Source organism: Kitasatospora sp. NPDC028961, assembly GCF_055564815.1.
Window position 1 is genome coordinate 78,902 of sequence record NZ_JBVHVO010000022.1, and the last position, 22,440, is coordinate 101,341.

22 protein-coding genes and 1 tRNA gene are annotated in these 22,440 nt (G+C 72.3%); 13 read left to right on the top strand and 10 right to left on the bottom strand.

From position 1 onward, the window contains the following. Nucleotides 1-18: 18 nt before the first annotated feature. Nucleotides 19-92, top strand: a tRNA-Asp gene (locus ACZ4UX_RS28300). Between the two features lie 359 nt (nucleotides 93-451). Here the strand turns inward: ACZ4UX_RS28300 and bldC are convergent. Then, nucleotides 452-658, bottom strand: a complete 207-nt coding sequence (gene bldC, locus ACZ4UX_RS28305) for a developmental transcriptional regulator BldC (RefSeq protein ID WP_014137253.1) — start codon at nucleotides 656-658, stop codon at nucleotides 452-454. 603 nt (nucleotides 659-1,261) lie between these two features. After that, a complete protein-coding gene (locus tag ACZ4UX_RS28310; RefSeq protein WP_465708762.1) occupies nucleotides 1,262-2,236 on the bottom strand; it encodes a DUF8083 family protein in 975 nt (324 codons plus the stop codon). 207 nt (nucleotides 2,237-2,443) lie between these two features. Here ACZ4UX_RS28310 and ACZ4UX_RS28315 point away from each other — a divergent pair, with 207 nt between their 5' ends. Both ACZ4UX_RS28315 and ACZ4UX_RS28320 read left to right on the top strand, forming a co-directional pair. After that, complete coding sequence (locus ACZ4UX_RS28315) at nucleotides 2,444-3,607, top strand: Glu/Leu/Phe/Val dehydrogenase dimerization domain-containing protein (protein WP_380388310.1); 1,164 nt, start codon at nucleotides 2,444-2,446, stop codon at nucleotides 3,605-3,607. A gap of 471 nt (nucleotides 3,608-4,078) precedes the next feature. Then, nucleotides 4,079-4,336, top strand: coding sequence for a DUF3073 domain-containing protein (locus ACZ4UX_RS28320; RefSeq protein WP_329489015.1), 258 nt, complete (start codon nucleotides 4,079-4,081; stop codon nucleotides 4,334-4,336). A gap of 167 nt (nucleotides 4,337-4,503) precedes the next feature. On the opposite strand, the gene purM is transcribed toward ACZ4UX_RS28320, so the two are convergent. From purM to ACZ4UX_RS28335, 3 genes are all read right to left on the bottom strand, one after another. Then, nucleotides 4,504-5,589, bottom strand: coding sequence for a phosphoribosylformylglycinamidine cyclo-ligase (gene purM, locus ACZ4UX_RS28325; RefSeq protein WP_329489014.1), 1,086 nt, complete (start codon nucleotides 5,587-5,589; stop codon nucleotides 4,504-4,506). 78 nt (nucleotides 5,590-5,667) lie between these two features. Further along, nucleotides 5,668-7,251 carry an amidophosphoribosyltransferase gene (purF, locus tag ACZ4UX_RS28330; protein ID WP_329489013.1) on the bottom strand — a complete coding sequence of 528 codons (1,584 nt, stop codon included), beginning with the start codon at nucleotides 7,249-7,251 and terminating at the stop codon, nucleotides 5,668-5,670. A 360-nt stretch (nucleotides 7,252-7,611) separates the two neighbouring features. Then, on the bottom strand, nucleotides 7,612-8,460 hold the full coding sequence (locus ACZ4UX_RS28335; protein ID WP_465708763.1) for a diacylglycerol kinase family protein: 849 nt from the start codon (nucleotides 8,458-8,460) through the stop codon (nucleotides 7,612-7,614). A 126-nt stretch (nucleotides 8,461-8,586) separates the two neighbouring features. Between ACZ4UX_RS28335 and ACZ4UX_RS28340 the strand changes: the two genes are divergently transcribed. From ACZ4UX_RS28340 to metG, 4 genes are all read left to right on the top strand, one after another. Then, a complete protein-coding gene (locus tag ACZ4UX_RS28340) occupies nucleotides 8,587-9,870 on the top strand; it encodes an adenylosuccinate synthase (RefSeq protein ID WP_352291206.1) in 1,284 nt (427 codons plus the stop codon). A 134-nt stretch (nucleotides 9,871-10,004) separates the two neighbouring features. Further along, on the top strand, nucleotides 10,005-10,607 hold the full coding sequence (locus tag ACZ4UX_RS28345) for a GNAT family N-acetyltransferase (protein ID WP_465708764.1): 603 nt from the start codon (nucleotides 10,005-10,007) through the stop codon (nucleotides 10,605-10,607). Between the two features lie 597 nt (nucleotides 10,608-11,204). Then, nucleotides 11,205-12,362, top strand: a complete 1,158-nt coding sequence (locus tag ACZ4UX_RS28350; RefSeq protein WP_465708765.1) for a damage-control phosphatase ARMT1 family protein — start codon at nucleotides 11,205-11,207, stop codon at nucleotides 12,360-12,362. Between the two features lie 211 nt (nucleotides 12,363-12,573). Next, the gene (metG, locus tag ACZ4UX_RS28355) at nucleotides 12,574-14,304 is read left to right on the top strand and encodes a methionine--tRNA ligase (protein ID WP_465708766.1); all 1,731 of its coding nucleotides are present in this window, start codon (nucleotides 12,574-12,576) and stop codon (nucleotides 14,302-14,304) included. Between the two features lie 70 nt (nucleotides 14,305-14,374). Here metG and cutA read toward each other — a convergent pair whose 3' ends face one another. Continuing rightward, the gene (gene cutA, locus ACZ4UX_RS28360; RefSeq protein WP_465708767.1) at nucleotides 14,375-14,704 is read right to left on the bottom strand and encodes a divalent-cation tolerance protein CutA; all 330 of its coding nucleotides are present in this window, start codon (nucleotides 14,702-14,704) and stop codon (nucleotides 14,375-14,377) included. Between the two features lie 200 nt (nucleotides 14,705-14,904). Beyond that, nucleotides 14,905-15,372, bottom strand: coding sequence for a MarR family winged helix-turn-helix transcriptional regulator (locus ACZ4UX_RS28365; protein ID WP_465708768.1), 468 nt, complete (start codon nucleotides 15,370-15,372; stop codon nucleotides 14,905-14,907). A gap of 127 nt (nucleotides 15,373-15,499) precedes the next feature. On the opposite strand from ACZ4UX_RS28365, the gene ACZ4UX_RS28370 reads away from it, so the two are divergent. Both ACZ4UX_RS28370 and ACZ4UX_RS28375 read left to right on the top strand, forming a co-directional pair. Next, entirely contained in the window at nucleotides 15,500-15,910 is a 411-nt protein-coding gene (locus ACZ4UX_RS28370) for a DMT family transporter (protein WP_465708769.1), read from the top strand. Between the two features lie 62 nt (nucleotides 15,911-15,972). Then, nucleotides 15,973-16,293 carry a DMT family transporter gene (locus tag ACZ4UX_RS28375; protein WP_465607464.1) on the top strand — a complete coding sequence of 107 codons (321 nt, stop codon included), beginning with the start codon at nucleotides 15,973-15,975 and terminating at the stop codon, nucleotides 16,291-16,293. 44 nt (nucleotides 16,294-16,337) lie between these two features. On the opposite strand, the gene ACZ4UX_RS28380 is transcribed toward ACZ4UX_RS28375, so the two are convergent. Next, nucleotides 16,338-17,294 carry a class I SAM-dependent methyltransferase gene (locus ACZ4UX_RS28380; protein ID WP_465708770.1) on the bottom strand — a complete coding sequence of 319 codons (957 nt, stop codon included), beginning with the start codon at nucleotides 17,292-17,294 and terminating at the stop codon, nucleotides 16,338-16,340. 389 nt (nucleotides 17,295-17,683) lie between these two features. On the opposite strand from ACZ4UX_RS28380, the gene ACZ4UX_RS28385 reads away from it, so the two are divergent. Then, complete coding sequence (locus ACZ4UX_RS28385) at nucleotides 17,684-18,739, top strand: aldo/keto reductase (protein WP_465708771.1); 1,056 nt, start codon at nucleotides 17,684-17,686, stop codon at nucleotides 18,737-18,739. Nucleotides 18,740-18,773: 34 nt separating this feature from the next. Here ACZ4UX_RS28385 and ACZ4UX_RS28390 read toward each other — a convergent pair whose 3' ends face one another. Continuing rightward, on the bottom strand, nucleotides 18,774-19,676 hold the full coding sequence (locus tag ACZ4UX_RS28390) for an NAD(P)-dependent oxidoreductase (RefSeq protein ID WP_465708772.1): 903 nt from the start codon (nucleotides 19,674-19,676) through the stop codon (nucleotides 18,774-18,776). A 97-nt stretch (nucleotides 19,677-19,773) separates the two neighbouring features. Between ACZ4UX_RS28390 and ACZ4UX_RS28395 the strand changes: the two genes are divergently transcribed. Continuing rightward, complete coding sequence (locus ACZ4UX_RS28395; RefSeq protein ID WP_329488994.1) at nucleotides 19,774-20,133, top strand: winged helix-turn-helix transcriptional regulator; 360 nt, start codon at nucleotides 19,774-19,776, stop codon at nucleotides 20,131-20,133. Nucleotides 20,134-20,240: 107 nt separating this feature from the next. Here ACZ4UX_RS28395 and ACZ4UX_RS28400 read toward each other — a convergent pair whose 3' ends face one another. Then, nucleotides 20,241-20,663 carry a DUF350 domain-containing protein gene (locus ACZ4UX_RS28400; protein ID WP_329488993.1) on the bottom strand — a complete coding sequence of 141 codons (423 nt, stop codon included), beginning with the start codon at nucleotides 20,661-20,663 and terminating at the stop codon, nucleotides 20,241-20,243. 160 nt (nucleotides 20,664-20,823) lie between these two features. Here ACZ4UX_RS28400 and ACZ4UX_RS28405 point away from each other — a divergent pair, with 160 nt between their 5' ends. After that, the gene (locus ACZ4UX_RS28405; protein ID WP_465708773.1) at nucleotides 20,824-21,174 is read left to right on the top strand and encodes a hypothetical protein; all 351 of its coding nucleotides are present in this window, start codon (nucleotides 20,824-20,826) and stop codon (nucleotides 21,172-21,174) included. 5 nt (nucleotides 21,175-21,179) lie between these two features. Next, entirely contained in the window at nucleotides 21,180-22,409 is a 1,230-nt protein-coding gene (locus tag ACZ4UX_RS28410; RefSeq protein ID WP_359805488.1) for a glutathionylspermidine synthase family protein, read from the top strand. Nucleotides 22,410-22,440 lie beyond the last annotated feature (31 nt).

Consider the following 22,440-nt stretch of genomic DNA (forward strand, 5'->3'; position numbering starts at 1 on the left):
ACAAGATCAGAACACTCTGGTCCTGTGGAGCAGTTGGTTAGCTCGCCACCCTGTCAAGGTGGAGGTCGCGGGTTCAAGTCCCGTCAGGATCGCCGTAGCCGAGAGGCCCGGAACCGTTTGGTTCCGGGCCTCTCGCGTTTGCCCCGGGAGGGATCCCTACCCCGGACTAGGTCTAGACCACAAGCAACGACCCGCGTGATCGTCGTCACTTATCTTTTCCCGAGACCGGACACATGGCACCCCTTCCCCAGGGGTGCCAATTTAATATGTAAAATTGCACAGCTATGAACTGTATATCCCCCCCGCCCCAGGGGCCTCAAATCGTTATCCGGAGTTCAACATTCCGGCCGCCCGGCACGATCTCCGGGAGCGCCCGCAGGCATGCAAAGGGGCTGCTTACCGGACCCGGCGGAGTCCGGTAAGCAGCCCCTTTGAAAGAGCCTTCGGCCTATCAGGCCTCGGTTCGCTGGGCGGGAATACCGGCCAGCAGGGCGCGCACCTCCGCCTCGCGGTAACGACGGTGCCCGCCAAGCGTGCGAATGGACGTGAGCTTGCCTGCCTTGGCCCAGCGGGTAACCGTCTTCGGGTCCACGCGGAACATGGTGGCGACCTCTGCCGGCGTCAGCAGGGGTTCAGCATCAGGGGTACGAGCGGTCATGAGCGGCCTCCTCGGGAGAACCGAACCAGGGCGGTTCTATCCTTCAAATTCTGCACCTTGGCCCGCGATGCCCGAAATGGCATAGACGGGCCGAGTCGGTTATAGGACGAACGGCTTGTCCTGGTGTCTACAACTACACCATCCGTCCAGCCCTATCGACCAAACCGCCAAAATTGACCCCTCACGGGTTCAAGGCTGACGGATGGCGATGGACCACCCCATAACGGGCAGTCACCTTATAGTGACATCCGGTTACGAGGAGACCAGACCCGCTGTTTCCTCGCAAGGTACGCATCGGTTCCAGAACCACCCAAAAGTGGGCACGCTCATGTGAAGTTGGGCTGGTTGTCCCATTTTTGCACATAGGGGTAAGTTCGCGTCAACGGTGAGTAGTGTCACGTTCGATAGCTATTGACCCGAACCAGGACCTTGGTCATACGGCTCGGGCCGTAGGACTCTTCCAGTCTTACAAGTACCACCGACACCCCGCCCCGCCAGCACTGACGCCCCGTCGACCGGGCCCCCGCGGCACCTCGCACCCCTCCCCGCGGCCCTCCGACGCCTCCCCCGGGCCGGACCGACCCCCCTCCCCTACCCGCTGACTCAGTTCGCGTACCGCAGTGCCAGGACCCGCCGCCAGCGCACCGTCAGTTCCTCGTACACCCGCAGCGCCTCCGCCGCCTCGCCGGCCCGCAGCGCCCGCAGCCCGTCCTCCAGCTCCCCCGCCGAACGGTCCGCCAGCAACTGCTCCGGCCCCAGCAGGTGCACCAGCCCCCCGTAGTCCAGCTCCACCAGGGAACGCGGGTGGAACTCCTCCAGCCACCGCCCCACCAGCTCCGCCCCGCGCACCAGGTCCCCCTCCGGCACGGCCTCGCGCAGCGCCCGGTAGGCCCGGGCCACCCGGCGGCGCGCCTGCGCCATCGGCGTCAGGTAGAACAGCGCCGCCTGCTCCCCCTTCTCCGCACGGTCGAACCCGGCGCCGCCCGCCGCCCCACCGGGCTCCGCCGCGCCCCCGGCCGGCTCCTGATCGCCCGTCCCGCCCGCCTCGCCCGGGCCGCCCGCCGGCACGAAGCAGCGGTCCTCCTCCCCGAACGGCAGGAACCAGCGCACCGGCACCTCCCACCGGCTGGTCACGATCCACGGCCGGGCGTCCGGGTGCTCGGCCCGCCAGCGCTCCCGGTCCGCCTCGGCGGCCGCCCGGGTGGCCGGCGGCAGCGCGGTGTCCAGCAGCGCCACCGGCGCCGCCGCCCGCAGCTCGTCCAGCGCCTGCCAGGTGCGCAGCCGGGTCGCCCAGGGGCAGACGTACAGCACCCCGTCCACCGACCGCACGAAGGCCCGCTCGCTCTCCCGCTCCGGCAGGGCGCGGGGGGTGCGGCCGACCAGCTCCGCCAGTGCCGCCCGCTGCTCCTCCAGCGCCGCCGCCGCGACCGGACGGCCGGCCTCCGCGGCATCCGGCCCGTGCGCCGCGGCGTAGGCCTGCCAGCGCGCGCGCTCGGGCTCCGGGTAGGCGGCCAGCGGCTCGTAGACCCGCAGGTGGGCGGCGTAGGGCGGCAGTACGGAGGTGCGCACGACGGTCACGTTCTGCATCGTCGCACGCACCGGCCCCCGCCCGGGAGGCCTTCGGCCGGGAGCCGTTCGGGAACGCGCTCCGCCCGCCCCCGTCTCAGTAGGCGGACAACCCGCGCAAGCTCGTACAAGAGGGCAGATCGAGGACGACCGCGCGACTACGCTTCGCCTTAGGCGCCCGCACCACAGCAGCGGGCCTCGGATACTGGAGTCACCACAGTGACCGACGTACAGACCGCATCCGCCGCGTACCCCGCACCCGGAGTGCTCAGCAGGATCTTCCGTACCGAACAGGACGGCGCCGCTCCCGGCGACGGCCACGAGCAGGTCGTCCTCTGCCACGACCGCAGCTCCGGCCTCAAGGCCATCATCGCCATCCACTCCACCGCCCTGGGCCCGGCCCTCGGCGGCACCCGCTTCTTCCCGTACGCCTCGGAGGAAGCGGCCCTGGAGGACGCGCTGAACCTCTCGCGCGGCATGTCGTACAAGAACGCGCTGGCCGGGCTCGACCTCGGCGGCGGCAAGGCCGTCATCATCGGCGACCCGAACAAGGACAAGAACGAGGCGATGCTGCGGGCCTACGGCCGCTTCGTCGAGTCCCTGCGCGGGCGCTACATCACCGCCTGCGACGTCGGCACCTACGTGCAGGACATGGACGTCATCGCCCGCGAGACCGGGTTCGTCACCGGCCGCTCGCCCGAGAACGGCGGCGCCGGCGACTCCTCCATCCTGACCGCCTTCGGCGTCTTCCAGGGCATGCGCGCCAGCGCCCAGGCCCGCTGGGGCCAGCCCACCCTGCGCGGCAAGCGGGTCGGTGTGGCCGGCGTCGGCAAGGTCGGCCACTACCTGGTCGGCCACCTGGTCGCGGACGGCGCCACCGTCGTCATCACCGACGTCTCCGAGGCCGCCGTGAACCGCGTGCGCGCCGCTCACCCGGAGGTCGAGGTGGTGGCCGACAGCGCCGCCCTGCTCCAGAGCAAGCTGGACGTCTACGCCCCCTGCGCCCTCGGCGGCGCCCTCACCGACGACACCGTGGGCACCCTCGGCGAGTTCGGCACCTCCGTCGTGTGCGGCGCGGCCAACAACCAGCTCGCCCACCCCGGCGTCGAGAAGGACCTGGCCGACCGCGGCATCCTCTACGCCCCGGACTACCTGGTGAACTCCGGTGGCGTGATCCAGGTCGCCGACGAGATCGAGGGCTTCAACTTCGACCGGGCCAAGAACAAGGCCACCCGGATCTTCGACACCACCCTGGAGATCTTCACCCGGGCCGCCGCCGACGGCGTGCCGCCGGCCGTCGCCGCCGACCGGCTCGCCGAGAAGCGGATGCGCGAGATCAGCGCGCTCCGCTCGGTGCTGCTGCCGGGTGCCCGCCGGGGCTGACCCCGAGCGGCCGGAGCCGCTCCCCGGCGCGTCGCGGACTCCGTGACGCACCGGGGGGCGGCTCCTCCGTCTCCGGCCCGCGGCGGGGCCCCGAGAGCCCTCCCGGCCCCGCCGCGGGGGCCCGGGACGACTCGTCCCGCGCGCATCACGATGTGGAACCGGATTCTCACTTCTGCGCCCGATCGGGTGATCCACCACCCCCCTTGGGGGGATAATCGATCCCGGAACGACGGACCTCAGCTACCTCCGGACAGCGCGCAAACTGCCGCAAAACCTCCCGTGACCTGGGAAGACCTGGTCTCGGGTGCGGCCGGTGCGCGCCACGTCACACCGACGACGTACCGTCCAGCGGCAGAAACAGGTACCGTTAATGCTCCAAGGGACGGTTCTCCCCATTCGGGCGGGCCGCTCTTGATCATGAACACGTGTCAGACTCGGGGCCGTGAGCCCCATCGTTGAGGGGGTCGACCCATGGGGCGCGGCCGGGCCAAGGCCAAGCAGACGAAGGTCGCCCGCGAGCTGAAGTACAACAGCGGCGGGTTCGACGCCAATCGTCTGTCCAACGAGCTGGGCGTATCGCCCTCTACCGCCTCGATCGAGCCTGAGCCGATCGAGGAAGAAGAGGACGACGACCCCTACGCGGAATACGCGGCTCGGTACGCCGACGACGACGAGGACGATGACAGCACGTCGGGGACCGGGCCTTCGCAGGCCCGCCGCCGCGCGTAGTCACAGTCTGGCCTGACCGGCCCGCGCGCCCAGAGCGCCGGGCCGGTTTTCGGCGTTCCCTGGGTGCGGGCGCTCCGCTCCGGCCCCGCCGGTCCCGTCACGGCTCCCCGGACACGCGAAGGGCCCCTCCCGCGGTCTCCCGCCGGAGGGGCCCTTCGTCATGCCGCTCAGCCCGCGGTGAAGGCCTCGTAGGCGTTGTAGAGCGCCGCGCCGCCCTCGTGCTCGCCGGAGCGCTCGACGATGTCGCCGAGCAGCCAGGACTCGACGCCGCGGTCCTCCAGGATCGACAGCACGACGTCCACCGAGTGCGGCGGGACGACCGCGACCATGCCGACGCCCATGTTCAGGGTCTTCTCGATCTCCAGGGTGGCCACCTTGCCGACCTCGGCGACGGTCTGGAACACCGGCAGCGGCGTCCAGGTACCGCGGTCCAGGCGGGCGTGCAGGCCGTCCGGGATCACCCGTGCCAGGTTGGCCGCCAGGCCGCCGCCGGTCACGTGTGAGAAGGCGTGCACCTCGGTGGCCCGGGTGAGCGCCAGGCAGTCCAGCGAGTAGATCCGGGTCGGCTCCAGCAGCTCCTCGCCGAGCGTGCGGCCGAACTCCTCGACCTTGCGGTCCAGCTTCCAGCCGGCCTCGTTCAGCAGCACGTGGCGCACCAGCGAGTAGCCGTTGGAGTGCAGGCCGGAGGCGGCCATCGCGATCACCACGTCGCCCGCGCGGACGCGGTCGGCGCCCAGCAGGGCGTCCGCCTCGACCACACCGGTGCCGGCGCCCGCCACGTCGTACTCGTCCGGGCCGAGCAGGCCCGGGTGCTCGGCGGTCTCGCCGCCGACCAGGGCGCAGCCGGCCAGCGCGCAGCCCTCCGCGATGCCCTTGACGATCGCGGCGACCCGCTCCGGCACGACCTTGCCGACGCAGATGTAGTCGGTCATGAACAGCGGCTCGGCGCCGCAGACCACCAGGTCGTCGACGACCATGCCGACCAGGTCGTGGCCGATGGTGTCGTGCTTGTCCATGGCGGCGGCGATGGCGACCTTCGTCCCCACGCCGTCGGTGGCCGAGGCCAGCAGCGGCCGCTCGTAGCGCTTGAAGGCGGACGCGTCGAAGAGCCCGGCGAAACCGCCGATGCCGCCGACCACCTCGGGGCGGCTGGCCTTCTTCACCCACTGCTTCATGAGCTCGACGGCGCGGTCGCCCGCCTCGATGTCGACGCCGGCGGCGGCGTAGGTGGCGCCGTTCTGGTTCGTGGTCACTGCGGTGCGGCCCTTTCGGGTCAGTGGGGGTTGGAACAGCGGTGGGGCCCCGGGTTCCGGGACCCCACCGTCAGGTCGTTACGGGCGGCGCAGGGCGTCGGCCGCGCCCGCTCCGCCGAGCAGGGACTGGACGCCGTCCAGGTCGCTGCCGCTGGTCGGCTTGCCGCGGACCGCGGGCGGCTGCTGGCCGCCCTTGATCTCGGCCTCCAGCAGGAGCTTCCCGAGCAGCGCCGGGTCGGGCAGCTCCATCGGGTACTCGCCGTCGAAGCAGGCCCGGCAGAGCCGGTCCTTCGGCTGCTTGGTGGCCTCGATCATGCCGTCGATCGAGATGTAGGAGAGCGAGTCCGCACCGAGCGTGCGGCCGATCTCCTCGATGGTCATGCCGTTGGCGATCAGCTCCGCGCGGGTGGCGAAGTCGATGCCGAAGAAGCAGGGCCACTTGACCGGCGGCGAGGAGATCCGGATGTGGACCTCGGCCGCGCCGGCCTCACGGAGCATCTTCACCAGCGCGCGCTGGGTGTTGCCGCGGACGATCGAGTCGTCCACGACCACCAGGCGCTTGCCCTGGATGACCTCGCGCAGCGGGTTGAGCTTCAGCCGGATGCCGAGCTGGCGGATGGTCTGGCTGGGCTGGATGAAGGTGCGGCCCACGTAGGCGTTCTTCACCAGGCCCGAGCCGTACGGGATCCCGCTGGCCTCGGCGTAGCCGATGGCGGCCGGGGTGCCGGACTCCGGGGTCGCTATCACCAGGTCGGCCTCGACGGGCGCCTCGGCGGCCAGCCTGCGACCCATCTCCACGCGGGAGAGGTGCACGTTGCGGCCGGCGATGGAGGTGTCGGGGCGGGCCAGGTAGACGTACTCGAAGACGCAGCCCTTGGGCTTGGCCTCGGCGAAGCGGGAGGTCCGCATGCCGTTCTCGTCGATGGCGATGAGTTCGCCGGGCTCGACCTCGCGGATGAAGGAGGCGCCGCAGATGTCCAGCGCCGCCGTCTCGGAGGCGACCACCCAGCCGCGCTCCAGCCGGCCGAGCACCAGCGGGCGGATGCCCTGCGGGTCGCGGGCGGCGTAGAGCGTGTGCTCGTCCATGAAGACGAGCGAGAACGCGCCCTTGACCTTGGGCAGGACGAGCTTGGCCGTCTCCTCGATGGAGAGGTCCGGGTGGCCCGCGAGGAGGGCGGTCACCAGGTCGGTGTCGTTGGTCGCGGCGGACCGGCCCGAGCGGGAGACGTGCTCCTCACCGGGCAGTTCGGCGACCATGGCCGCCAGTTCGGCGGTGTTCACCAGGTTTCCGTTGTGCCCGAGGGCCAGCGAACCGTGAACGGTCGCGCGGAAGGTCGGCTGGGCGTTCTCCCAGACCGAGGAACCGGTGGTCGAGTAGCGGGCGTGTCCGACGGCGATATGCCCGTGCAACGACCCCAGGGAGGCCTCGTCGAAGACCTGGGAGACGAGTCCCATGTCCTTGAAGACGAGAATCTGGGAGCCGTTGCTCACTGCGATGCCCGCGGATTCCTGACCGCGGTGCTGCAGGGCGTAAAGGCCGAAGAACGTGAGCTTGGCGACCTCCTCGCCGGGAGCCCAGACACCGAAGACGCCGCAAGCGTCCTGGGGGCCTTTCTCACCGGGAAGAAGATCGTGGTTGAGTCTTCCGTCACCACGTGGCACGCCTTCGAGTCTAGGGCAGTTGGCACAGGCTTCCGGAACCAGGGCGGCGCGGATTCTTGGGCGATCGCTCGGCAACGCGCGTAGACAAAACCCCTTACCGGGGGCGGATTTCGAGGGCACGGAATTCGGTCGAGGGGCGCTTGGCCTTGTGGGTCGCGCCCGTTGGGGCCTTTCCGCCCGCGGACGGCCCGGAGGTTAACGGCGGGCAACGTGAGCCTGCTCACCCAGGGGGCCGGGCGGGGCCGCCGGGCCTCGCGGGGCCGTCTTCGGCCCTCCGCTTCGGCCCCTTCGGGCCTCGGTCCAGTCCTCGATTCGGGCCTCGGTTCGGCTCTCCCCTGGCTTCCCCGGGCTCCCCCGGCCTCAGCCGCTCGGGAGCAGGAGCCCCCAGGCGCCCGGGTGCACCGTCCAGGTCCGATCCCGGACCGGGCCCACCGGCTGGCCGTCCGCCTCGTAGCCGAACCCGCGCCCCGTCACCGCGAGGGTCGCCGCCCGGGCGCGCACCAGTGCGCCGGGCGTGCGGACCACGATCTCCATCACGCCGCCGATCGCCTCCCCGCCCGGCAGGGTCACCTCGACCACCCGGACCGGCTGATTGAGGTCGGCCAGCAGCCGGCCGTCCGCCTCGACCCGGAGCAGCGCGCTGTGCTCGCCCCGGCCGGCCTCGACCGTGAGTGAGGTCCCCTGCTCGGCCGCAGCCAGTTTCGCCCATAGCGAACGCCAGCCACCCGTACGGCCCGCTATCCGGCGCGCTCCGCTGCCGGAGATCCGCACCTTGCCGAGCGCCACTCCGCCACCGTCGTCCACCAGCAGGTCCAGCTTGCGCGGCACGCCGCCGAGCACCGCCCGCGCGGCCGCCACCGGCTCGCCCGGCACACCGAGCGCGCGGGCCGCCACCAGCTCGTCGGACCGGCCCACCGGGACCATGCCGACCGGGTCCGCACCCAGCTCACGCTGGCGGTAGAGGGCTTGGAGCACCCGTTGCATCGCGAGGTCGGAGCCGATCACCACCGGTCGGCGGCGGCCCCGGTGCGAAAGCACCCGGTCGAGTTCGGAAGGGCTCTCCGGGTAGGCCACCTTGGCGTCCGTCCCTCCGCACAGGACGTCCCTCGCGATCCGCACCGACTCGCCGTCGGTCTGCCGGGCCGCCGGGTCGAGGAGCAGGAGGAGCGGTTCGTGGCCGCCGGTTGCGGGCGTGGACAGGGACGACACGACCGGTCCTTCCTCAGGTAATCTCTCGGTGCAAGAGCCCCTTGCGCTATTGCGCCAGGGGCTTCGTCTATCTCGGGGCAGACTGCGGCCTTCGCAGGATGCCCCAACCGGAAGGGGTGTACGCCTGTGCCGGCACTCGTGCTCGTTGGCGCTCAGTGGGGGGACGAGGGCAAGGGGAAGGCGACCGACCTCCTCGGCGGCTCCGTCGACTACGTCGTTCGCTACCAGGGCGGCAACAACGCCGGTCACACGGTGGTCATCGGCGACCAGAAGTATGCCCTGCACCTGCTGCCTTCCGGCATCCTCAGCCCGAATGTGACGCCGGTGATCGGCAACGGCGTCGTCATCGACCCGGGCGTGCTGCTCTCCGAGCTCAGCGGGCTGAACGAGCGCGGCATCGACACCTCCAAGCTGCTGATCTCGGGCAACGCCCACCTGATCACGCCGTACCACCGCACCCTGGACAAGGTCACCGAGCGCTTCCTGGGCAAGCGCCGGATCGGCACCACCGGCCGCGGCATCGGCCCGACCTACGCGGACAAGATCAACCGCGTCGGCATCCGGGTCCAGGACCTCTTCGACGAGTCGATCCTGCAGCAGAAGATCGAAGCCGCGCTGCACGACAAGAACCAGCTGCTGGTGAAGCTCTACAACCGCCGCGCCATCCCGGCCGAGCTGGTCCTGGAGGAGTACCTCGGCTACGCGGACAAGATCAAGCCGTTCCTGGCCGACACCACCCTGGTGCTCGACGAGGCGCTGAAGGCCAACAAGGTCGTCCTGCTGGAGGGCGGCCAGGGCACCCTGCTCGACGTCGACCACGGCACGTACCCCTTCGTGACCTCGTCGAACCCGACCGCCGGCGGTGCCTGCACCGGCGCCGGCATCGGCCCGACCAAGATCGACCGGGTCATCGGCATCCTGAAGGCGTACACCACCCGCGTCGGCTCGGGCCCGTTCCCGACCGAGCTGCTGGACGCCGACGGCGAGGCGCTGCGCCGGATCGGCGGCGAGCGCGGTGTGACCACCGGCCGCGACCGGCGCTGCGGCTGGTTCGACGCGGTGATCGCGCGCTACGCGACCCGGGTCAACGGCCTGACCGACTTCTTCCTCACCAAGCTGGACGTGCTGACCGGCTGGGAGCAGATCCCGGTCTGCGTCGCGTACGAGATCGACGGCAAGCGCGTCGAGGAGCTCCCGTACAACCAGTCCGACTTCCACCACGCCAAGCCGATCTACGAGACGCTGCCGGGCTGGACCGAGGACATCAGCAAGGCCCAGACCTTCGCCGACCTGCCGAAGAACGCGCAGGCCTACGTGAAGGCGCTGGAGGAGATGTCGGGCGCGCAGATCTCCGCCATCGGCGTCGGCCCGGGCCGGACCGAGACGATCGAGATCAACTCGTTCATCTGAGTCCGAACCGCCGGGAGTGAGCGAGAGGGCCCTGCGGGACGCTGCGTCCCGCAGGGCCTTCTCCTTGCCTCGGGGCATCTGAACTAGTGCAATAACCTCTTGCATCTAGTGCAGAGCACCATTACGTTCGGATCATGACTGCGAAGCTGCCTGCCCCCGTCACCCTGACCGGCCGCCACGTCCGACTGGAGCCGCTGAACCGGGGACACCTGGCCGAGCTGTGGGCCTCCGTCGGCCCCGACCCGGACGTCTGGCGCTGGATCCCGTTCGGCGCCCCGACGACGGAGGAGGAGCTGGGCGCGATCCTCGACGTCCGGCTGGCGGAGGTGGCGGCAGGGAACGCCGTGAAGTTCGCCGTGATCGACCTCGCGAGCGGCCGCGCGGTCGGCATCACCGGGTACTACGACTTCAGCGCGGACAACGAGCTCGTCGAGATCGGCGGCACCTGGTACGCGCGGTCGGTCTGGCGCACGGCCGTCAACACCGAGGCCAAGCTGCTGATGCTCGTCCACGCCTTCGAGGACCTGGGGATGGGCCGGGTGTCCTGGAAGACGGACGCGCTCAACGACCGCTCCCGCAACGCGATCCTGCGCCTCGGCGCGTCCTTCGAGGGCATCCACCGGCGCGAAAAGCTCCGCGCCACCGGGGTCTGGCGCGACAGTGCCTACTTCTCGATGCTGGCGGACGAGTGGCCGCCGGCCAAGTCCCGCCTGGTGGAGCGCCTTTCACGCGGCTGACGGTACGCGATGAGCTGCGCGACGACGCCGACGAAGAGCACCGACACCAGCAGCCCGGCGAGCAGGAACGCGCCCATCAGCACCCGACCGCCACCGCGGCCCACACCGCTCTGCCGTACGTCCCGATGAGTTTCACACCCCAGTCATCGGCAAGCACGCCCACCAGATCAAGCCCCCGCCCACTGGTACGCGAGTCGTCCGGGCGAGGGCGCAGGATGGGGGCGGTACCGGCGTCCGCGACGGCGATCCACAGCCTCCCGCACCGGAGTTCGAGCACCACGGTCGGCGGCCCCTCGCCGTGCACCAGGGCATTGGTGACCAGCCCGGAGAGGATGAGGCAGGGGGCGAAGAAGTTCGTCCTCTGGCTCGAAGGCGTCAAGCGCGGCGAGTTCGACCACTTCGGCCACGCCTAGACGAATCGTTCCGGCGGCCCCTCGCAGGGTGCGAGGGGCCGGAGGGGGACAGAACCCGGCGTACAGGCCGGGTCTTTCGGAGCGGCGGTGGGCGGGGTCGGGCCGGATACTGGGAGTGCTGCCCCGGAGCGGGGGGTGGTGACCGACCGACAGAGACGAGCCGTCCGTGCCGACCAGTGCGCCCGTGATCCGCAGTGACGTCCCCGGCTCGTTCCCCTGGGGCGTGTTCCACGAGCGGCATCCGAAGCTCCTGGGACAGGTCCTCGACGCGCTGCCCTACGGGCCGGCCGAGCGGGCGGCGGTGGAGCGGCTGCTGGTGGAGAGCACCACGGGCGTCCTGACGCCCCCGGGCGCGGGCGTCCACGACCGGGAGCGGTGGCTGGCGTGGGGCGAGGGGCTCTGGGGCCGGCCGTGGGGCGAGGCGCCGTTCCTGTGGGCGGAGAACTGGTTCTACCACCGCCTGCTCGACGCCACCGGTTACTTCCGGCCCGGGGCCTGGCAGGGCATCGACCCGTTCGGCCCGTTCAAGGCCGCCGAACTGGCGGGCCCGGCGGTGGACGACGAGCTGGCCGCGCTGGAGCCGCTGGGCGAACTGCCGCCCCGGCAGCGGGCGCGCGCCCTGGTGACGTCGGCCCTGTGGGGCAACCGCGCGGACCTGAGCTTCGGGCTCACGGCGGCCGACGACGGCCCCGTCGCCGAGCTGGTCGCCGACGACAGCGCACTGTTCTGGACCGAGCTGGAGCGGACCCGCGGCGGCCGGGTCTGCGTCGTCGCGGACAACGCCGGCCGGGAACTGCTGCCGGACCTGGTGCTGATCGACCACCTGCTCGACAACGGCCTGGCCACCGAGGTGGCGCTGTACGTGAAGCCCCGGCCGTACTTCGTGTCGGACGCGACCCCGGCCGATCTGCTCGCCACCGTCGAGCGCCTGCGGGCAGCCTCCACGCCCCGGGCGGCGGCGATCGGCCGGCGGCTGTGGCGGGCCCTCGGCACGGGTGCACTCACCGTCCGCGCCGACGCGTTCTTCTGCGCGCCGCTGACCTTCCACGACCTGCCCGCCGGGCTCCGGGAGGAGTTCGCCGGGGCGGCCCTGACGGTCTTCAAGGGGGACCTCAACTACCGCCGCCTGGTGGGCGACCGGCTCTGGCCGCCGACCACCCCGTTCGCGGCCGCGGTGGCGCACTTCCCGTCCTCCGTCGCGGCGCTGCGGACCCTCAAGTCGGACGTGGTCGTCGGCGTCGAACCCGCCGCCCTCGCCCGGCTGGAGGCCACCGGCGCTCCGTGGCGCACCACCGGCCGGCACGCGGTCGTCCAGGTGCACCGCCGGGCGGCCGCGGGCTGACGGCGGCAGCGCGCCGTCCGAGCGGTGAAAAGGGCGGGAGGAGGCCGCCCGGGCTTCGATACACTGCGCACGCCCACAGTGGACCTTCGCTCTGTGTGGCAGCCCGGAGCCCGGCCGACTACGGCGCGGCCTCCGTTGCGGCCCCCAGACCCTGCGCCTGTCACGGCACTCCGGGCTGGGGTGCGTGCGGGAGAAATTGGAGCATCCGAGGATGGCTCGGCACCTGATCACCAGCGCCCTTCCGTACATCAACGGGATCAAGCACCTGGGCAACATGGTCGGGTCCATGCTCCCGGCGGACGTCTACTCCCGGTACCTGCGCCAGCGCGGGCACGAGGTGCTGTACATCTGCGCCACCGACGAGCACGGGACGCCGGCCGAGCTGGCCGCGCAGGAGGCCGGGCTGCCGGTCGCCGAGTTCTGCGCGCAGGCGCACGACCAGCAGAAGGCCGTCTACGACGGGTTCCGGCTGTCGTTCGACCACTTCGGGCGCAGCTCCTCGCAGCAGAACCGGGAGATCACCCAGGAGATCGCCCGTGAGCTGCACGCCAACGGGTTCATCGAGGAGCGGGCGATCCGCCAGGTGTACTCGGTCACCGACGGGCGGTTCCTGCCGGACCGGTACATCGTCGGCACCTGCCCGCACTGCGGCTACGACAAGGCGCGCGGCGACCAGTGCGAGAACTGCACCCGGGTGCTCGACCCGACGGACCTGCTGGAGCCGCGCTCCGCGATCAGCGGCAGTTCGGACCTGGAGGTGCGCGAGACGAAGCACCTCTTCCTGCTCCAGTCGAAGCTGACCGACCAGGTCGAGGCGTGGGTCGACGCGCACGGCGACCAGTGGCCCGTCCTGGCGTCCTCGATCGCCCGCAAGTGGCTGACCGAGGGGCTGCAGGACCGCGCCATCACCCGTGACCTGGAGTGGGGCGTCCCGGTGCCGGCCGACGTGTGGCCGGAGCTGGCGGCCGCGGGCAAGGTCTTCTACGTCTGGTTCGACGCCCCGATCGAGTACATCGGCGCGACCAAGGAGTGGGCGGACTCGGCGGCCGGCGGCGAGACCCGGGACTGGAAGTCCTGGTGGTACGAGGCCGACGACACCGTCCGGTACACGGAGTTCATGGCCAAGGACAACGTCCCGTTCCACACGGTGATGTTCCCGGCCACCCTGCTCGGCTCGCGCAAGCCGTGGAAGAAGGTCGACTACGTCAAGGCCTTCAACTGGCTGACGTACTACGGCGGCAAGTTCTCGACCAGCCAAAAGCGGGGCATCTTCACCGACGTCGCGCTGGAGCTGCTGCCGGCCGACTACTGGCGCTACTTCCTGATGGCGCACGCCCCCGAGTCGGACGACTCCAGCTTCACCTGGGACCTCTTCTCCTCGGTCGTCAACAAGGACCTCGCCGACACCCTCGGCAACTTCGTGAACCGCGTGCTCTCCTTCAGCCGCAAGCGGTTCGGCGACGACGTCCCGGCCGGGCACGCGGCGGGCGAGGCGGAGCAGCGGCTGGGCGCGCAGATCGCCGACCTGCTGGCCGAGTACGAGACCCAGCTGGAGGCGCTGAACTTCCGCAAGGCCGCGCAGAGCCTGCGCACGCTGTGGAGCGCCGGCAACGCCTACCTGGACGAGAAGGCGCCCTGGCTCCAGGTGAAGACCGACCCGGAGGCCGCCGCGCTGACCCTGCGGACGGCGATGAACCTGATCCACCTCTACGCCGTCGTCTCCGAGCCGTTCATCCCGGCGGCGGCGCAGGCCATGCGCGAGGCGTTCGCGCTCGCCGACGACGCCCCGGCCCGCACCCGCGCGTGGGTGAGCGCCGAGGAGGCGCGCGCGCTGGACTTCGTGCCGGCGGGCACCGCGTTCACCGTGCCGCCGGTGCTGTTCGCCAAGATCACCGACGAGGACCTGGCCGCCTGGACCGCCCGCTTCGGCGGCGGTGAGTAGCGGCACACCGTAGGTGTGGTGGCCCCCGTCGCCGGTCGGCGACGGGGGCCGCTCCTGTGAGGACGGCCGGTCAGGGGCCCGTTTCGGCGGCCACCCAGGCGAGGTAGTCGCCGCTGCCGGAGACCACCGGGACGGCGACGACCTCGGGGGTGTCGTAGTCGTGGTGCTCGGTGATGAACGCGGTGAGCCGGGCGGTGAGCCCGGCGCGGGTCTTGAGGTCGACGCGCCACTCGGCGCTCTCCCGCACCTCGCCGTCCCAGCGGTAGACCGACCGGACCGGGTAGAGCTGCGCACACGCGGCCAGCCGCTCGCGCACCGCGGCGGCGGCCAGGGCGCGGGCCTTGGACTCGTCGTCGTGGGTGGTGGTGACCACGGCGACATCGGGGTTCGAAGCTGCCATGCGGCGACCGTACCGCCCGGCGTTCGGCACCGTCGTACCCGGCGTTCGGCACCCGGCCGCCGGCGTTCGGCACCGGGCCGCCGGCGTTCGGCACCGGGCCGCCGGCGTTCGGCACCGGGCCGCGCAGGAAGTCGGCCGGGCCGACTTCCTGCGCGCGGGGGCGAGTGGGGTGAAGGTGCGGGAGCGGCCGGGTGGTGCGCTCAGCCGAGGGAGCGGCGGGCCGTCCCGAGGAGCGGGGCGAGGTCGGGCGCGGCGGCGGCCTCCTCGTCCAGGGCGGCGCCGAGGGTCTTCTCGTAGGTGGCGCGGGCCTCCTGGTGACGGGCGCGGCCGGCGGCGGTGATCACCGTGTAGACGCCGCGCTTGTCGTCCGGACAGAGGTCCCGGTAGGTGAAGTCCGCGGTGTGCAGGCGGGCGACCAGGCGGGTGACCGAACTCTGGTTGAGGCCGAGGACGGCGGCGAGGTCCTGCATGCGCAGCTCGCCCTTGGGGGCCTCGGAGAGGAAGCCGAGGGCGCGGTACTCGGACAGGCCGAGCCCGTGCCGGCGCTGGAGCGCGGTGGCGAGCCGGCCCTCGACGTGGGCGTGGAGTGCGGTGAGCCGGCTCCACATCCGGGAATCCGACGGCCCGGCGTCCGGGTCGCCGCTGGTGGGGCTGGGTTCCGGGTCCATGGGCTGCTCCTGGCACAGGCGGGGCGGATTGACACAGGTTACTTGTACATGCATGCTCTTGCCCAGTCGACATCAATTTGCACATACATGCAATCACTTACCCGCGACGAACCCGGGGGGTTCTCCCATGGCCTGGATCTACCTGCTGATCGCCTCGCTCTTCGAGGTCGTCTTCGCCCTCGCGACCAACGCCACCCACGGCTTCACCGTGCTGGGCCCGTCCCTGCTGACCGCCGGGGCGGCGGCGGGCGGGATCTTCTTCCTCAGCCTCGCCCTGAAGACCCTGGACGTCGGGGTCGGCTACACGGTGTGGACCGGGATCGGCTCGGTCGGCACCGTCGTCCTCGGCTCGGTGATCTTCCACGAGTCGATGAACTCCGGGAAGGCGGCGGCCTTCGTCCTGATCATCGGCGGGGTGCTCGGCCTCAAGCTCTCCGACCGCCTCGGCGGCGCGGAGCAGCCGGCGGGGAGCGCCGAGCAGCCGGCCTGTGGCAGCGACCGGCCGGCCGGGAAGGCGGAACAGCCGGCCACCGCCTGATACCGCGCAGCCGGCCCACCCCGCCCTCCCCCGCCGCCCCACCACCCAAGGAGCCCACCGTCATGGCCTGGATCTTCCTCGCGATCGCCGTCGTCTTCGAGATCGTCTTCGCCCTCGGCACCAACGCCACCCACGGCTTCACCAAGCTCTGGCCGTCCGTCCTCACCCTGGTCGCCGCCGCGGGCGGCATCTTCACGCTCAGCCTGGCGCTCAGGACGCTGGACGTCAGCGTCGGCTACACCATCTGGACCGGGCTCGGCTCGATCGGCACGGTCGTCCTCGGCGCCGTGCTCTACAAGGAGCGGATCACGCTCCCCAAGCTGCTGTCCTTCGCCGCGATCATCGCCGGCGCCGTCACCCTGAAGCTGGCCTCCGGCCTCTGACCGGCGGCGGGCGCGCCGTCCGCGCGCCCGCCGGGCGGTCCCCGTCAGGCCGTGCCGGTCGCCCGGGCGGTGTGGACGGTGGTGGCGGTGAGGTAGAAGGCGTCGGGGCGGTTCAGGATGCCGGTCGGCGCCTCGCGGTCGAGCAGGGCGTCCAGAGTGGCCAGGTCCTCCGCGTCCAGGCCCGCGTCGACCTGGGCGCGGCGGCGCTCCAGATGGGCGTACAGGTGCTCGCGCCCCGGGACGGCGAGCGGGGCCGGCCACTCCACCAGGAAGGTGCGCGAGCCGGCCGGGGTGAGGCCCGCGCGGGACAGCATGCCCGGCCAGTCCTCCACCTCCGCCACGGAGCCCGGGAGTTGGGCGCGCATCGCGGCGAAGACGTCCTCATGGGTCGCGTCCAACCGGGCCTGCAGGCCGGGGCGGCCGAGGCCGAAGTCACGCGGCAGGAAGCGTAGCGGCAGGCCGCGCTCGGCGACGGCGAGCAGGCCGCCCGGACGCAGCGAGCCGGCCAGCTCGGTCAACGCCGCCTGCTGGTCGCCGAGATGGTGGATCGCCTGGGAGGACCAGATCAGATCGGCCGTGCCCAGCCCGCCGAACTCGGCGGGCAGCTCGGCCTGCCGGGCGGTGACACGGCCGGACGAACGGGCCACCGCGCGCTCCAGCAGGGCGGCGGACTGGTCGACGGCGACCACCTCGGTGGCCGGGAAGGCATCGGCGAGCACGGTCGCGACGACCCCCGGGCCGCTGCCGATGTCGAGCACCCGCCCCACGGGGATGCCGTCCATCAGCTCGCCCAGCCACCCGGCGGCCCCGACGAACGCGGGGGTGTTCAGCTCGCCCTCGCGCTCCAGGTAGGTGACGAGCGCCGCCCAGTCCGGGTCGGACCCGGAGCCGTGGTGGCCGTGATCGTGGCTGTGGCCGTGGCCGTGCGCGTCGGCGTTCGCCGACTCGGGAGCGGGGGCGGGAGCGGGAGCGGGGACGTCGTGGTGGTGCGAGCGGTGCATGGGGTGCTCCGTTCAGGTCGGTGGCGGCTTCGGCGTCGGCGTCGGCATCCGGACCGGCGGCTTCACCGCGCGGCGGCGGGCCCGGCGGGGCCCCCGGCGCCGGACCCGGCGGCGGCCCGGATCGGTGCGGTCGCCGGCACCGCCAGCCTGCGGCGAGCCCCGCATCATCGGCAAGCTTTGTTGCCGGTTCCGCAAACCGCGCCCCGGCCGGTCCCCCGGTACGGCACCCGGACGAACGCGCGGCGACCACCGGGGTCACACCGGAGCCGGTCACCGACGGGGCGCCGCCGCCCCTTGCCCTGGAGTGCACTCCAAGATCTACCGTCGGGGGTGAGCGACCCGGCTCCCGGCCGGGGACGGCCACCCACCACAGCAGGGGGACCAGCACCATGCGCTACCGCATCCTCGGCGGCACCGGCATCGAGGTCAGCGCCTACTGCCTCGGCACCATGATGTTCGGAGCGGTCGGCAACCCCGACCACGACGACTGCGTCCGCATCATCCACACCGCCCTCGACCAGGGCATCAACTTCGTCGACACCGCCGACATGTACTCGGCGGGCGAGTCCGAGGAGATCGTCGGCAAGGCGCTGCAGAGCCGCGGCAACCGCGACGACGTCGTCCTCGCCACCAAGGTGCACTTCCCGATGGGCGAGGGCCGCAACCGGGGCGGCAACTCACGGCGCTGGATCATCCACGAGGTGGAGGAGAGCCTGCGCCGGCTGCGCACCGACCGGATCGACCTCTACCAGGTCCACCGGCCCGACCACACCACCGACATCGAGGAGACCCTCTCCGCACTCGGCGACCTCGTCACGGCCGGCAAGATCCGCGCCTTCGGCTGCTCGACCTTCCCCGCCGCGGAGATCGTCGAGGCGTACCACGTCGCCGAGCGGCGCGGCCTGCCCCGCTTCCGCACCGAGCAGCCGCCGTACTCGCTGCTCGCCCGGGGCATCGAGCGGGACGTGCTGCCGACCGTCCAGCGGCTCGGCATGGGAGCGCTGACCTGGAGCCCGCTCGCCTCCGGCTTCCTCACCGGCCGCTACCGCAAGGGCCTCCCGATCGACCTCGGCACCGGCCGGGCCGCCCTCCACCCCGGCCGCTTCGACCCCGCGCTGCCGGTCAACGTGGCCAAGCTGGACGCCGTCGAGGAGCTGACCGCGCTCGCCGAGGACCTCGGCCGCACCCTGCCCGAACTGGCCCTCGCCTTCCCGCTGGCGCACCCGGCCGTCACCTCGGTGATCATCGGCCCGCGCACCGGGGAGCAGCTGGCGGCGGCCCTCAAGGGCGCCGACCTCACCCTGGACGACGCCGCCCTCGACCGGATCGACGCCATCGTGGCGCCCGGCACGAACGTCTACCACCCGGACGGCGTCTGGCAGCCGCCCGCCCTCACCGACGCGGCGCTGCGCCGGCGCCCCGCCGCCGACCGCGCGGCGGGCTGAGGGCGGCGAGCGCCGGCCCGCCCGCCCGCTCCGCCTACCGGCGCAGCAGGTCGACCACGCCGGTCAGGTCCTCCGCACCGGAGCCCTCCGCGAGCCGGCGGGCCATCAGCGCGAAGTACGGGGCGAGCAGCTCGGCGCTGACACCCTGCTCCTCGGCGGTGCGCAGGAAGGTGGGCGTGCCGGCGACCTGCATCGCGAGGTTGGAGACCACGCCCACGGTGTAGTCACCGCTCTCCAGCTGCAGGGCGGTCCGCGCCACCGAGCCGGCCATCGCCCGGAGCCAGGAGGTCAGCAGCGGCGCGAGGTCGCTCGGGGCCACCGCCTCCCCGCCGATCAGCGCGAAGGCGTGCGCCACCCCGGCGAACATGCCGTACATGGCACTCAGCAGCGCCACGTCGTACAGGGCGGCGAACCCGGCGTCCGCCCCGACGAAGCGGGTGCCGGCCGGAACGGACAGGGTCTCGCGGTGCTCCTCGAACAGCGCCTGCGAGCCGCTGTAGAAGACGTACGGACCGGCCTCCGGAACGCCGATCATCGGCGGGACGGCCATGATCCCGCCGTCCAGGTAGCGGCCGCCGCGCTGCTCGACCCACGCGGCGCGGGCGCGGGCCAGGCCGGGGGTGCCGGTGACGAGGTCGACCACGTCCCGGCCGGCCAGGTCGACGCCGTCCAGCGCCGCCTCGACGGAGGCGTCGTCGAGCAGGCAGACGACCACCAGGCGGTTGGCCGCGACCGCCTCGGCGGGGGTGGCGGCGACGGTGGCGCCCAGGGCGGCGAGCGGTTCGGCCCGGGCGGCGGTGCGGTTCCAGACGGTCAGCGGATGCCCGGCGGCGAGCCAGGTCCGGGCCAGCGCGGTGCCCATCGCGCCGAGGCCGAGCAGGGTGAGGGAGGGGATGGGGGTGGACTTCGAAACGGGGTCAACACTGTTCTCTGCCATGCCGATCAGGCTCGTCGCCCGGGCCGCCGGCCGACAAGTACGCACCTCGAAGTGGGTGGTTACCCTGGGGTGAGCGAGCAGGTCGGAAGGGGTGGGCATGGCGACGGTGCCGAGGCCGGGCGGGTACGTCTGCGGGATCGACGCGGCGATGGACGTGATCGGCGGCAAGTGGAAGGTGCTGATCCTCTGGGCGCTGGACGAGCGGCCGAACCGCCGCTTCGGCGAGCTGCGCCGCCTGGTGCCGGGGATCACCGAGAAGGTGCTCGCCGCCCATCTGCGCGAGCTGGAGGCCGACGGCATCGTGCGCCGCGAGGCGTACGACGAGGTGCCGCCGCGCGTGGAGTACTCGCTGACGCCGGTCGGGGCGCGGCTCAACGCCGCGCTGGCACCGCTGGGGGCCTGGGGCCGCGAGCACGTCCTCGGCGGGGCCCCGCACCCCGGCGGGGGAGCCGCGTAGGGCCCGGACGGCGCGGACCCCTACGGCGCGCGGGTGGGACGGCGTGGGTCGGAAAGGCGTGGGCCCGGGCCCAAAGGGGGGCGGGCGCCCGGGCCTCCGACGGCGGCTCAGGCGATCGCGGCCGCCACGATCGCCGCCACCGCGATGTTGCAGCTGGCGGTGACCCAGACCGCCGGGTGCGGCTCGGGGTCGACCAGGATCGCGCCGAGCTTGCCGGGCGTCAGGACGTCCACCGCCCAGAACGCGACGGCCATCAGCACCAGGCCCAGCAGGCCGAAGCAGGCCGTGGAGACGAGGCCCTTGCCGAAGTCCTCGTAGGTGTACATGATCGCCGTGAAGACGATGCCGCCGATGCCGAGCAGCGCGGAGCTCAGCACCGCGGCGGCGTTGCGGTTGCGCTCCACCCAGATCTGGTGGCCCAGCTTGCCGGGCGTCAGGACGTCGACCAGGCCGACGCCGAGGAGCAGCAGCACCACACCGACGGCGCCGAAGGCGGCCGCCGCACCGAGGCCGTGCAGGATGTCGTTCATGGGTGTTCGTCCCCCGTGTCCGCTCACTGGAGGCCGCCCGGTCCGGCTCGGCCCGGTCCGACCGTCAAGGATCGGCAAAACATATCCCATCGGGCGTGGCCGGAACAGGAATCCGGGGCCCCTCCCGTACCATCCCGGCCCGCGCGTACCATCGGGCGCCATGACGCCGTCCCAGTCCCCCACCACAGCCACCGGCACCGGCAGCCCGGGGCCGGACGCCCGGCGCCGCTCGGGCTTCGTCACCCTCGGCATGGTCGGCACCCTCGCCCTGGCGCTCTCCGGCTGCTCCTCGGGCGGCGGCGGCACCCCGCCGAGCCGCTGCGTCGACCCGTCGACGCTCAAGGTGCTCGACAGCCACGCGTGCGCGGGCGGCACCACCGCCGCCGCCGGCCGCTGGTACTACTGCGGCTCCGGCGGCACCACCGCGCTCGGCGGCACCTTCGACAAGGCCGCCACCAAGCGCGGCGGGTTCGGCTGCCCCGCCGGCTCCAGCGGCTCGGGCGGGGGCTGACCGCGGTGCGCCGCAGAACCATCGCCCCGCGCCCCGACTGGCTGGCCACCGTCGAGGGCCAGGGCCTGATCTACGCCATGTGCTCCGACCCCTGCAACCAGGGCGGCCCGCACGCCTACTGGGACGAGAGCGGGTACTACGAGTTCTCGTTGCCCGAGGTGGAGGCGCTGGAGGAGGTGGTCGAGGAACTGCACGTGATGTGCCTGGCGGCCGCCGACCACGTGGTCCGCACCGGCCGGTTCGCGGACTACGGGATCACCGACCCCCGGCTCGCCGCGACCGTCGCCGAGTCCTGGCGGCGGCGCGCCGAACAGCCGGCCCTCTACGGGCGCTTCGACCTCGCGTACGACGGCACCGGACCGGCCAAGCTGTTCGAGTACAACGCCGACACCCCGACCTCGCTGATCGAGGCGGCCGGCCCGCAGTGGTTCTGGATGGAGGAGCGCTTCCCCGCCGCCGACCAGTGGAACTCGCTGCACGAGCGGCTGGTCGCGTCCTGGGCCCGGCAGAAGCACCTGCTGCCGTCCGGACCGGTCCACTTCGCCCACTCGCGCGGCGACACCGAGGGCGAGGACTGGATGACCACCCTCTACCTCCAGGAGTGCGCCGAACAGGCCGGCATCGAGACGGTCGGCATCGCGATGGAGGACATCGGCTGGGACGGCCTCTCCGGCCGGTTCGTCGACCTCGAACACCGCTTCATCCGCTCGGCCTTCAAGCTCTACCCGTGGGAGTGGCTGGCCGAGGACGAGTTCGGCGAACAGCTGCTGGACGTCATCGACCACGGCGGCGGCACCGGCTCCACCCTCTGGATCGAGCCGGCCTGGAAGATGCTGCTCTCCAACAAGGCGCTGCTGGCGGTGCTCTGGGAGCTCTACCCGGGCCACCCCAACCTGCTGCCCGCCTACCTGGACGGCCCGCGTGAACTCGCCGACCCGGGCGGCCCCGGGTACGCGGCCAAGCCGCTGCTCGGCCGGGAGGGCGCCGGCATCCGGATCGTCGGGCCGGACGGCGCCGAGACCCGGCTCGCCGACTGGGCCGGCGACCCCGACCGCTACGGCGCCGAGGGCCACTGCTACCAGCAGTACCACCCGCTGCCCGACTTCGACGGCAACCGCCCGGTGCTCGGCACCTGGGTGATCGACGGCGAGGCGGCGGGCCTCGGCATCCGCGAGACGGACGACAGCCCGATCACCCACCAGGGCGCCCGCTTCCTGCCGCACGTCATCGTCTGACCGGCCCGTGACGGGTGCGGGTGCGGGACCG